Consider the following 13,753-nt stretch of genomic DNA (forward strand, 5'->3'; position numbering starts at 1 on the left):
GATAAACCGCGATGCACTTGGTTTTGCTGAAGGCGTGTATTTGCTCAGAATTGTGATTAATGAAGATGTGACTGTGATGAGGATAGTGAGAATGAAGGGATAAAAATGGAGCGGGGGACATTCCTGCCCCCCTAGTCTCCGGGTTTAACGCCCTTTCAGGCTCGTGTACCTACTGAACATCCTGGATGAACACGGGTACCTCTAAGTTGTTTTAGTTTTGTTAGTTTTTCAGTTGTTCTTGTGTCTGTTTCTTTGTAATTATTTTTGGGTTTATAATTGGTTCCGTTTATTCGTTGCCGGTTCCCATTGAAAGGGGCTGTGTGTTTTCTACCTTTACACCTATTGCCTGACTGTAAAGAATACCATCTGAACGGTATTGTTTAATCCTGTAGTAAGATTGATCTGCAAGCGGCTTCTCATCTTTTGAGCAATAGAGTAATTCCATGCTTGAACCCGGTGTTCCGATTCCGTCTTTGTAACTGATGGCTTCGTAAGTTTGTCCGTCAGATGAACGTTCAACGGCGTATACGCTGTTGGCGGTTTCACCTTTCATTTTCCAGTTCAGGTAAACGGTTCCTTCGGCCAATGTAGCAGTAAATGCAGTCATTGAGCGAATCGCCGACGGATTTTCATCGGTATTACCTGTGTTTACAACGGCATTATTATTCACCGGTGCCTGTGCACTACAGGTAATCGTAAATATGAATAAGGCCGCGAATAACATGGCTGCACTTTTGAAAATGCTTTTGCCTGTTTTTTTCGTTTTTGTTGTCATCGTTTTCATAATTATAAGGTATTAGATTATTTTCTATTGAGTCTATTTACAGTTTAGTTGTTTATTCTTTCAAGAACTGCCAGATACGACAAGTGTTTATTTTTGTCTGTTACCATGAAATATTCTGCATCGGACCCCAAGTAAGGCAGTTTGTTCAGTGGTAAAGTTAATATCCGGCATTTCAAATTACTTTCAATCATTTTACGCTGCGGACCGATAATTACATTGAATCTTTCTTCGCAATTAAGGCTCTTTAAAAATTTTATGATTATCAGTTCGTCCATTTCATTCAAACTTTATGATACAAAATTACTACTATCAGTCTGCCGGTTTCAAGCGCTATATGCCCTGTTTTTTTATAGGTCAATTAACCTGCTTTTTCATGTGCTGATTAACCTGATTTTAATTATCGCCGACTTTCTTTAACTTTATCATATTCTGTTGCAGCCGCTTATATTCAATCGCGTTGTCGCTACACCACGCCTGAAAGCTCACTTGCGGGTTCACATTATAGTTGAAGTCATTCAGCAAGCGATCTTCTTTACATATAAGGCTTTCTCTGCTGCTCAGCACTATTAGTATAATTTCCCTGTAGCCCATTGTTTTAGTCTTTTAAGTTTATCGTTCAGTTCACTCAGTATGCCAGAAAATTTTGAGTATAATGCTGACTTCAATTCATTACACGTATTCGATAAAGCAAAATTACAACAGAGTCATTGCCCATATCAAGGCTCGAAACACCTGATTTTTTATGCTGAAAAAGGTGGTTTAAGACAGGACATTTGACTTATAAATTTCAAGCAAGTTATTTATCAATCAATATCAAAATCTCATACAATCCTTTAATAACAGGACTTTCAAGATCATAAAAGAAATTTGCAGCGGAAATAAAATAAGTCAAATTTGCCGTGAAGCAAAATGCCTTAGTATTGCCCATTGAGATGAGATTGAATAAAAAAATGCATGAATCAGTAATGTGTTACACTGAATCAGAAAAGAGAAAATTATGATAATAAAAAATCCTGCCGTCTTAGGTAATCGGCAGGATTGATACAAATATACTATTGTAAAAATTTCGAATCTACTAGTGAACGGGAGGATCGAGTGTTAGTGTAATTGAGTTCTCATCGTTGTTTTTTTCAACTTTGATATGATGTAGTTTGCACCATTTGGCAAACCCGGCATCCGGGTCAGGAAGGTTAGCGAAATCCGCCATCAGGGCGCTTTCTATAACATTCATACTTCCTCTTGTCTTGAGCAACTTTACAATCAGATCCCTGTAATTCATCGTCCCCCAAAATAATAAAACTACATTTGAATAAGACCATTTTTGATGGCGTAGCTCACCAAACCTGCGGTATTCTTGCAACCTGTTTTTTCAAGCAGGTTATTTCGGTGGCCGCCGGCAGTGCGTGGGCTGATGAAGCAAACCTCTGCAATTTCTTTATTTGTATATCCTTTGCAAAGATATTGGAGTATCTCAACTTCTCTTTTGGTGAGCTTTTCCATCATGCCGTCCTTCTCCTCATCCGATGCTTTTTTGCGCATAAAAGAGCTGGTAAGTGCCGGCAATAGCTCTGTTGAGAAATAGTTTTTATCCTGAGCCACCATGGTAATCGCTTTGCGAAGTTCATCTTCCTCCACATTTTTAAGCAGAAAACCTCTGATTCCAGCTTCGAGCATCTTAACAAGGTACTCTTCTTCTCCAAACATGGATAACACCAAAATCTTCAGCTTAGGATATTTCTGCGCGGCAATACGGGTAGCTTCAATGCCATCCATCACGGGCATTTTGATATCCATGAGTACGATATCCGGAAATTTTTTTGCTACAAAATCCAAAAACTCCTGTCCGTTTGCAGCTTCACCAATTATTTCCACCTCCGGCATATCCTGCAATAGCAGCGTAAGCCCGCCTCTGAAGATAACCTGATCCTCAACAATGAGTATCCTGATCTTTTCCATATAATCTGTTTTTATAATTTGACTTCAGCTAATATAATAATCATTAATCGTTCAAAGATACAATAATATTTAATTCTTGTCACTTGGTGCATGAACCACCTCAATATCTACCCTGGTTCCTTTTCCGGGTGTACTTATATAATCAACTATTCCATTCAGAGATTTTACCCGGGCAAACAAATTTTTTACGCCCATTCCTGAATAATTTGATGCCAGTATGCCTTCAATATCAAAGCCTTTACCGTTATCTTCATAATGCAGCAGTAGTTTTTTCCCTTTGAGTGATAACTTTATTTTAATTGAACTTGCCTCAGCGTACTTCATCGTATTGTTAATCAGCTCCAGCAAAATCCGGTATAAATTTATCTCAATAATTTTATCAAAGCGTGGGAATTTTGCCGGGGAATCAAATTCAATCAGTCCGGGACGTGTGATATTGATTTTATCGACAAACAGTTTAGCCGCTGTTACAAGGCCAAAATCGCTGAGCACATTGGGAGTCAGCGTATTTACAAAAAGGCGAATATTGGTAACTGCTTCATGCACCAGTTTTTTTAATTGCTCCAGATAGGCTTCTTTCTGTTCTTTCGTCTTTTCGGGCTTTTGCAGCATCGTTACATAAATATTTATCGTAGCCAACAGGGCGCCCAGGCCGTCGTGCAACTCTTCGGCAAATGATTTCTTCTCACGTTCTTCGGTTTCAATAATTTTACTGAGCACCTGATTCTGAAACAAAATATTTTGTGTAATATTTCGTGCAATGCCGAATAATTCAAGCGGCTTATCATTGTAATAAGTAATGGAAAAGCTAAGCTGGAAGGATAAAATATTACCGTTACGCGCAAACATTTCAATTTCTTCGGAACAGTATTTCTCTTTTACGCTGTATGCTTTATTCAGGCTGTTTTTCAATTTCCTGTACGATTCGGCAGTAAGAATGGTTTGCAGCTTTGTACTGGGTGTAATTTTTCCCGTAATCAGCTTTTCGCCGATAGGATTGATAGATTTCAGTGCTTCTTTGCTATCGAAGGTAAAAATAACATCATTATTTTTCTCAAACAGGCTTCTGAAGCGGTTTTCACTTTGTTTAAGCGCGGTAACAATATTACGCTTATTGATGGCAACGGCAGCCTGACTGATGAGCGTTTCGAGTATCAGTCGGTTTATGAGCTTGTCCTTGGGATTTACGATAATGAGCGCACCAAACAGTTGATTATTGTCAACCAAACCGGCATTATAAACATCTTTATCGCGAATAAATTCTGCGAAGGAATCAGTAATATCTTTTTTCGATGCGATGCTGCTGATGGTTTTCGGCCAGTTTTGCTTGTCGAGTTTGCCTTTATACAGAAAATCGTACACAGAATCGGGCACATCAAACAATAAATCATGAATATGGATACCGCTAAAACTTCCGTCTTTGTTTTTGCCTGCTCCAACAAGGGCTTCGCCCTTCATTATTTTCGTATCTTTTTCATATGAAGCAACAATTACGGTAGCGTCGGGCGCTAAATCATACACCTTGCGCCCGATAAAGGCGCCCATATCTTCTTCATGTTTGAGCTGCACGAAACCCATGGCCGTTTTCGAGAGCATTTCCAGCGTTTTAAGATGTTTTACTTCCTCTGCCCTGGCTTTTTTCAAATTTTCAATATCCTGCATACGCTTCATCGCAATGCCGATACTGGAGGCAATTTCTTCGTAGAACTTTATAATCTCACCGGTAAATTGCCTTGGCCGATGATCGTTTAGTTGTAATATGCCAATAATTTCGCCTCCGCTTTTCAGCGGTATCATGGCCATAGATTCAAAACCTTCGTGAATACAATGCCCACGTAAATCACCTTTAAATTGCAATTCTTCTTTTATGCTGTCAAACTCTTCCAAACTATTCAGCATAAAACTGCCGCCATTAGTATATACAGGCAAGCTGTCGTCCGTAAATCCGCTGATTACGTTTCCGCAAAGACAGTCAAGGTAAACACAACCTCTTTCATCACGCACAATTTCATTATCCTTATTGTGAGTAATAAGCGTCGCGAAATTTTCTTTATAACCTTGAGGGTAACCGCTAAAAGCATGAAACGGGTAATCCTCCCCTTCTTTCAGTCTGATACCTACAGCTTCAATACCCGTTGATTCCTGTATCAGCTCCAGAATGGTTTCAATAATTTTCTGCTGCTCTTCGGGCTGATTTAATAAGTTAAGTATACTGGCAACGAGTTTCTGGTTGCGTTCACTAATTTTACGTGAACTTATATCGCGTGCCAGACCGTACAAACCAATAATATTCTCATTTTCATTTCTCACAAAGCTCACATTGCATTCCATGGGAACAATGTGACCGTCTTTATGATAGTAATCTATTTCAATAATTACAGAACGCTCCTTATCTGTTTCAGCCTGCTGATCGTACATCATCTCCATAGCGAGAAGTGCTGTGGCTTTTTTATGTGACTCGGGCGTCATCATTGTCAGCGGATCCTGCTGCAACCGTTCTCCGACAGTAAAGCCCAACACTTTTTTTACTGAAGGGCTGACATACGTCGTGTTGAAATTAAGGTCTGTTGTCCACACCATATCGCGCATGCGCTCAGCCAAAAAGCGAAATTTCTGTTCGCTTAAGCCAAGCAATTCGTGGGCTTTGCGCCTTTCAGTGATATCATCAAAGGCAACAGCAAATTTGCCCGGTTCCGGAGCGTATGCACGTACGTCAAAATATTTTTTTAAATCCGATGAATAGTTCTCGAACTCCATAGGCCTGCCGGTGAGTGCCACCGAACCGTAGGCATCAAGCCAGTATTGTTCAATATTTGGCAGCACAGCTTTTGCAGTTTTACCAATAACATCAACGGCTTTCAATCCTGTATGCTTTTCAAAAGCAGGATTCACATCCAGAAACGTATAATCAACAGGAACGCCATTTTCATCAAGAATAATCTCGTGTAATGAAAAAGCGCTCAGCATTTCCGAAAACAGCAATCTGTATTTTTCTTCGCTCTTTCGGATGACTTCTTCATCGAGTTTTCGTTTGCTGATATCTCTGAGAATGGCAAGCAACATGCTTTTTCCTTCCATCATCAGCGGGCTCAGCGAAATATCCACGTAAGTATTATTCCCTGAAGCATTCTTTAATACCCATTCAAAATGTTGTGGAGAACCGCTCAGAGCTTTATTCATCCAAACGGTGGCGGCATCCTCAGAGTTCTGCCCGTCGGGCTGCATTTTTGGTGAAAGTTCATAAGGAGTGCAGCCAACCACTTCTTCTTTAGTCAAACCGAATAATTCAAGTGTCATACGGTTGCAGTCGGCAATATGGTTATTGTCGAGCAAAAAGATGGCATCGTCAGCCGCTTCGAAAAGTATTCGGTATTGTTCTCTTTTAAAGTCTAGTTCTTTTTCAATATTCGCTTTTTCTTTACGCAACGCGGCATCTCGTAACTCCCGTTCTATTACCGGACCTATGCGTGAAAGTTTTCCTTTAAGTAAAAAATCGGTTGCACCGGCTTTCATCGCCTCTACGGCAGTTTCTTCACCGGCTTTCCCCGATACCATAATACACGGCAGGTCGGCCGAAAAAGCGCGTACAACCTGAATTGCTCTGATACCGCTAAACTGCGGAAGAACATAATCGGCAAAAACGATATCCCACGATTGGGCTTTTAGTGCGGCCTGCAAATCGGCTTCAGTATCAACCCTGCGACTGCTGAGAACATACCCGGCTTTTCGAATCTCACGCAATAGAAGCATTGCGTCATCTTCCATATCCTCAATCACAAGAACTCTTAATGAATTTTCCATGCAAAACCTGTTATTTTTTTCCCAAATTTACGTTAAACTTCATGCACTGCATCATGCTTCGGCAAAGAAAAATAAAATTCAGCACCCTTATCCTTTTCTGCGCGGGCCCACACCCTGCCACCATGCCTCGAAATAATTTGTTTGACGATCGCCAGCCCTACTCCGGTACCTTCAAACTCGGTTGCACGATGAAGTCGTTGAAAAACTGTAAACAGTTTATCAATATACTGCATGTCGAATCCAACGCCTTTGTCACTCACAAAATAAATAATTTCTCCCTTTTCTGCATATCCGCCCACTTCTATTTCAATTTTCTCCTTTTTTGAAGAATATTTTACGGCGTTCGAAATCAGGTTCACAAACACCTGTTTCAGTAATTTTTCATCACCATAGGCAAATGGAAGTTCTCCTACGGTCATCGTTGTTTTTTCTATTAAAGCCGGAGTAAGAATTTCGCCATATACCTGATGAACAATTTTTTTCATGTCCACCTGCTTCAACCGTATTTCCTTACGTCCTATCTGCGAAAACTCCAGCAGATCATCTATTAAAGTGCCCATGGTATGGGCATTGCCGATGATTTTATTCAGCATACGCTTGCCTTCATCATCAATGCGTTCCGAATAATCATCAAGTAACATATTGGCAAAGCCGTCGAGCGACCGAAGGGGCGTGCGCAAATCGTGCGAAACCGAGTAAGAAAAAGATTCAAGGTCGCTGGCCAGAATTTCAAGTTTTGCTGTCCGCTCCCTTACTTTTGCCTCAAGCTCCATGTTGATATTTCTGATTCGTTCTTCCGCTTCAACACGCCTGGTAACATTACGCACAACAGCCACCAAAGCTTTGGGACGTCCGGCATTATCGTATAGGGGCGCTCCGTTTATTTCACCCCAAAAAGTAGTATTATCAGCTCTTTTCAGCTTATAAATATTTGAAAGCGGCATTTCGCCGGTAAATGTTTTTTTTATGTTCTCAGATGCCAGTGCATGATATTCGGGCATAAGCCAATCAAGCAAACTCTGCCCCACACCTTCGGTATTGCTTTGGCGCATCATTTCTTTGGCACGAGGCGAAACAAAACTGATAATACCATTCAGGTCGGCAATAACAATAATATCAGGCGAAACATGCACAAGGGTACGGTACAGTTCTTCCGATTGCGACAAGGCTTCTTCAGCCAGCTTGCGTTCCATAATACTCCTGGTTACACCGAGGAATCCAACCGGCTTACCCTCCGTATCTCTGATAAAACTTACATGGCTCTCAACCCAGACCGTACTTTTATTACGGCAAAGCTGTTGCACCTCTATCCGCCTTGAGCGCGCCGGATTATTTCCCGGAATTACCTCAAGGGCCATTTCTGCTTTCAGGATATCTTTAACGGCACGGAGTGAATCAACGGTAAACATGGCGCCATTTTTTCCGCCAAATACAACCGGCACTGCCGATACGTAAACGTCAAAGCTGCTACCATCCATTTTCAGGCATACCTCCTCCAGTTCCCTCACATTCTTCTTTTCGTTGTTCAGCAACTTAATTCTTTCGCAAACAATTTCTCTGAAATCGCTGTGAAAACGGTCATAGATACAGGTATTCATTAAAGCATCGGGACTATCCGCTTCGAAAAGCGCAAGTGTCGCTTTATTCAGATACGCAAATTTCTCATCTGTTTGAACGAAAACCGCCACGGGAGCATTTTCAACCAGCGACCTGAACCTTTCCTCACTTTCAATAATGGCCCTTTTCTGAACTATCTTGGAAATATGAACCGTTGCCTGACGAACAAGCATCTCCATGATATTCATTTCTTCCCTGTTGATTTCTCTTTTCGAAAGCATGGTGATACCACCGTAATATTCATTGTCGAGGTTAAGACCTATAGCATGAATTTTATTTACTCCCAGTATCTTTTCAAGCGCAACCGCCAGAGGCTGCATTATCTTGCGTACAGAGAACTGATAGATTCCGCCTTCAACTTCTTCTATTTTACCGGACTTTAGCTTCTTTTGGTCCTCTGGTCTCAAATCCTCAAGCCTGACCTTGTATTCTTTGGATTCAATGTTCAGAAACTTCGAAGCAGCCTTCAGCACCCAACCGGGTCCTACCGTTTTATGAATTGTTGAATATCCGGTGGCATGGTCAATTTCGGAAACAATAAAAACAATATCGGGTGCCAATTCGAATAGGCCGGTTCCCAATGTCTTAAGAATATCTTTAACCGTATCGCATTCATTCAGTGAGTTGGTAATCCATGAAATAATGGTAAGGCTGCGGATATTATCCGTCATTTTCTTTTCAGTACTTATTATTTCGGTAATGTCACGTACCGAAAAACAGAGCACTTCTTTCCCGTCAAGCTCATACATTGTGGCAACAGCATCTATAATAAACTCCGACCCGTCTTTACGGATATTCTTCCGTCTCAACAGGTTCATTTTTTCTCCTGTTTTCATCTTGGAGAGCAGGGATATTGCACTTGATGGCGAGCTACTGATTCTGATAACAGGCAATCCAATAAATTCATCACGGCTATAACCGTAGAGTGCACAAGCTGCATCATTAACATCAATTACAAGCTGTGACTCACGGTCAAAAATGAAAATAGCATCCGGTTCTGCCTGAAAAAGCTGGCGGTATTTCATTTCACTTTCCATGAAATACTTATCGAACATTATCCGGCTAAGCAATACCGACACTTGTTTCGTGAGCGATTCTATCACAAAAATTTCTTCTGCGCTCAATTCATTTTCAGAAAAAACACTCACACCCCCGTAATGCCTTTCATCCCAGAAGAAGCCGATAGTGTAAATGTATTTTATACCCAGAATACTTTGAATTGTATTGGCGACCATTTTTGGCAGTTGCCCCAGTGCAAAATCATAGATGCCGTCGTGCAACCGTACAAGATTATTCCCGGTGAACAGTTGCTTATACTTTTCATCAAGGGTTTCGTAACAATATCTCTTTTTAAGAGGGTCGAAACCCGCTGTTGACGCAATTTTACCAATGAATTTCTGTAATCCCCAGATGGACTGCAGCCCAAGACTATCGTCTGATCGGCGGTAATCCGTAATAGAAATAAATTTCCCCAGATAGGAATTCAGGTTTGAACCAATCAGATTACAGATTGCATCAGCAGATGAATTTGTATTAAGCTCATTCATCATCCGTACAATAAATGCATTCGCCGATTCCGATGCCGTATATTTCTCTACTTCACTCATGATGGTTCTATGCGTTCAATTCGACTTTACGAACTTGAGTTATTAATCATTCCCACTCTTTCAAACTCAGTTTAGTTTAATAAAGTACTCTATCAGCAATCTGTTCTGTTATTTTTATGAATAATTGGGTTTACTGTCCGAAAAACGGAAATAAAAGGTAGAGCCGCTTCCGATTTTCGATTCTGCCCAAATCTCGCCACCATGCTTATTAATGATGCGTTGCACAATGGCCAAACCTATCCCCGTACCTTTAAATTCAGCATCGGAATGCAAACGCTGGAAAGGTGTGAACAGCTTATGAGCATATTCCATATCAAAACCAACACCGTTATCTTTTACTGAAATATATTCCCGGCCGTCTTTGGTGTACACTCCTATTTTTATCTCTGCAACATTATCTTTTGATGAATATTTATAAGCGTTCCCGATAAGGTTCTCCATGGCAATCCGAACCAGACCTTTGTCACCATATATTGACATTTTTTCAGCAACCTCAATCTGAGCGTTTCCTGAAAACCCAAGTGTTTCAACAACATCAAGCGCCATATTGGAAATATCTATCTCCTCAAAATGAACTTCCTTGCGGGTAATCATCGACAGATTGAGCAAATCGTCTATCAAGCCCGACATGCGCTCAACACCTTTCGACATCCGCTGAAGGTAGCCCATGGCAGTTTCATCAAGCTGGTCTCCGTAATCTTCTATCAGCGCATTGCCAAAACCATGTATGGCGCGTAAAGGAGCTCTTAAATCGTGCGACACCGAATAACTGAAAGCTTCCAGCTCCTTGGTGTATGCCACTAATTCGGTGGTGCGGTCATCAACCCTGTATTCCAATTCCTGGTTGAGACTGATGATTTCATTTTCGGCACGTTTACGCTGGGTAATATCGAAGAATATCTCAAGTTTTGACAGACTTCCGTCCAGGTTTTTGAAAAGTGTATCGAACACCTCAAAGGTCTTCCCATTGCGTTCCGAAGTCCATTCCCAGGTAAATGATTTCCCCTCAAAAACTTCTTTGTTTCTGCACCAGATGCAGGGTCTGTTACCTCCATGCAGGTATTCATAGCACTTTTTTGTCCCCACAACACCATATTCTTTGGTTATCATAGGGTTCACATATTCTATTTCATACTCCTTATTTACGATGTACACTCCATACGGAAATGAATTCATAATCATTTTTAACTGATCGCGCTCCATGCTGGCTTCTTCCTCAATCCGGACCCTATCGCTGATGTCCTGAACAGCACCAAAGAATTTAACGGCTACGCCTGTATCGTCTCTCAGCGGCATCCCCTGCACCTGAATGTGTCGGGCCACACCACCGGGCATTACCAGGCTGATTACCTCTTTGAATTCACCTGACTTTTCAACTGCTTTAGAAAGCAAATCCCTAAAATCATTTTGGTTTTCCGGAACAAATGTGGTCAGGTATTTATCTTCTACCGGACTGCTTGCATCGCGGTTTAATCCCGTAATATCGCACATTTCCTCGGAAAGGTCATATTCCCCGCTCATGTAATCGTACGTCCATGATCCAATGCGGGCAATGCGCTGAGCCAGCTGCAACATCTCGGTACTTTGCCGCAGGGTTTCCGCATTCTTCTTCTTTTCTGTAATATCCTGAACCATGGTGATGAAATAAAGCGGCTTCCCTTCTTTATCAAACATCATGGAAGTGGTGATTTCAACCCAGATGTAACTCCCCGATTTTGTAATGTATCTTTTCTCGGCTGCATTCAGTCCCGTCAATGCTCCACTGATCATTTGCGCCATCCATTCCAGACTTTTTTTACGATCGTCGGGATAAGTAATGCTTGCAAAAGGAATTTCCATTAAGTCATCATGAGAATAACCTAACATAGATGAAAAAGCATCGTTTACCTGTATAAATCTGCCATCGGTAGAGGTCAAACTTATCCCCATAGGCGCATTCATAAACGAAAGTTGAAATTTATCAACCGCCTCGCGACGAAGTTCTTCCTGTTCGGTATAACCTATGGCGAATGAAATATCGCCCGACAATTCTGTCAGTAGCTGCAGCTCCTTTGCATTGAAGCAGCCCTTCTTCTCTGAATAGAGGACAAGGTTGGCAAACATAACATCATTCACTATCAACGGAAATATAGCATAGGATGCAAACCCGACATCCCCTGATTTCCCGGTGCTGAATACATCGCCGCTCTCGGCATCGATGTCGTTGCATATATAATAATCCCCCCTTTTCAGTAATGTTTGAATTTCACTATTCAACATTTTAACACTCACATAGTTCCGGGCAATTTCCCGCGCATGAGCCTCCATGGTGCCCTCAATACCCAATGCAACCGGCAAGCCTGCCGTGCTCGTTTCTTTAGCCAACCACGCCAGACAAAATTCGCCATGTTCAACGGCAATACGACATACATCCGTAAACAGCTTGTCTTTGTCTTTGACTCTCACAACCGCCTGATTGATTTCAGACAAGGTTGCATAAATCCGGTTCAGATTTTTTATTTCATCTTCTTTTTCTACCTGCACAGTAATATCTCGAGCAACCCCAATCAGACCAATTATTTCACCGCTATCATTGTATATCAACGATTTTACGGCATCCATCCATAGCTCATCCCCATGTCTGTTGATAATACTATAGAGAAACCGCCGGGGTGATAATGCATCAATTACCTGGCGATCGCTACTGCGGGCACGTTCCGCCTCCTTGGCGTCCCATAAGTCCAGATCCGATTTACCAACGATTTCATCTTCGCGCAAACCAAATGTATCGCAAAATACCGTATTCACTTCCTTGTAAATGCCCTTGATGTCTTTTATCCACACCAGATCGGGCAGCACCTTAAGCAACGCATTTTGTTTTTGAGTAAGGGTTTCAAGTGCCTTTTCCGATTCCATGGCTCTGATTTCATTCCGGTAAATATCGGTCAGGTTCTTCATTCTTATACTTCGCCACCTGATTATCATTACGACGACAAAAATGATGATGAGCCCTATCACCCATAGTACTACCAGAATAAACGTCTGGTCAAGATCGGAATATACCTCACTCAAATCAATTTTATTGACCATATACCAGGGTGTATTTTTCACCTTGCGCATATCTGCCAGTACAGGCATACCCCGGTAATCAATTCCTTCCCATGTGCCGGTATTTCCATTTACTGCCTGAGCAGCAGGCAGGTCGCTTCGTGATAAAGGCAATTTAAAATGCAGGGCAGAGTTCGGTTTAAACCTGAGGTTATTAAGATAAACAACACTATCGCCCTCTTTTCTGGCAAGCGTAGTTTCGGAAGTTAAGCTCTTATTCGGCCAGGTGGCCAGCAAGGGGTATAACAACTTTCCAGGATTAATACGAATAACAAGCAGGGTTGTCCAGTGTTTATCTTCTTTATTTTTAAAATACGGAATCCAAAAACCCAGGTTAGGCTTTCCGGTTTGAGGATTTAAAAAGAAATCGCGGAAATGAAGCGAATGAATCGTATCCATGGACGCATCCCATGAAAACGTATTGGAAGGATATCCGGTTTCTTTAATATCTGCTAAGACTTCACCCTTTGAAGAAATCAGAAAAATATTCTCGTATTGATGATTTTTCCGGAATGTTGCCAGCTCATTGCTGATATTATTAAGCAGTACAGTGTTCAAAGGTGCAGCGGCAAATGCAAAAGTTTTTAATGCAAAATCATGATTGTTGAAATAATAATCGGCATCGTCTGTTCGTTCTTTCAGCCAGCTTGAAACCTGGTCCTCCTTAAGATTGCCTATACCCTCAATTTCGGCGTGTTTGATACGTGCAGCCCTCTTTTGCTGAAAGCCATAGAAAAAATAGGCCGTAAGCAATATAATAAGGATTACAGTAATAGAAATAATAAAGGTATGGGCTACAAAAAAAATCTTCCCCCTTTTTTTGCCGGGTGCTTTGTGTACTGAAGAGTGAGTGTATTCATTTTCCATAATGCCTTATTACTTAGTTATACAACGATTATCA

The 13,753-nt window shown here is 41.4% G+C and carries 6 protein-coding genes; all 6 read right to left on the minus strand.

Annotation, left to right across the window (positions count from 1 at the left end; translation table 11 throughout):
* Positions 1-286: 286 nt before the first annotated feature.
* Positions 287-775 (minus strand): hypothetical protein, encoded by a 489-nt coding sequence (locus WCM76_13155; protein ID MEI6766574.1) that lies wholly within the window; start codon positions 773-775, stop codon positions 287-289.
* 1,084 nt (positions 776-1,859) lie between these two features.
* Entirely contained in the window at positions 1,860-2,063 is a 204-nt protein-coding gene (locus tag WCM76_13160; protein MEI6766575.1) for a hypothetical protein, read from the minus strand.
* A gap of 20 nt (positions 2,064-2,083) precedes the next feature.
* Positions 2,084-2,740 (minus strand): response regulator transcription factor, encoded by a 657-nt coding sequence (locus tag WCM76_13165; GenBank protein ID MEI6766576.1) that lies wholly within the window; start codon positions 2,738-2,740, stop codon positions 2,084-2,086.
* A 69-nt stretch (positions 2,741-2,809) separates the two neighbouring features.
* Positions 2,810-6,541, minus strand: a complete 3,732-nt coding sequence (locus WCM76_13170) for a PAS domain S-box protein (protein ID MEI6766577.1) — start codon at positions 6,539-6,541, stop codon at positions 2,810-2,812.
* Between the two features lie 32 nt (positions 6,542-6,573).
* Positions 6,574-9,765 (minus strand): PAS domain S-box protein, encoded by a 3,192-nt coding sequence (locus WCM76_13175; GenBank protein MEI6766578.1) that lies wholly within the window; start codon positions 9,763-9,765, stop codon positions 6,574-6,576.
* 114 nt (positions 9,766-9,879) lie between these two features.
* Positions 9,880-13,719 (minus strand): PAS domain S-box protein, encoded by a 3,840-nt coding sequence (locus WCM76_13180; GenBank protein ID MEI6766579.1) that lies wholly within the window; start codon positions 13,717-13,719, stop codon positions 9,880-9,882.
* Between the last annotated feature and the right edge of the window lie 34 nt (positions 13,720-13,753).

The sequence above is a fragment of the Bacteroidota bacterium genome, assembly GCA_037133915.1.
GTDB lineage: Bacteria > Bacteroidota > Bacteroidia > Bacteroidales > CAIWKO01 > JBAXND01.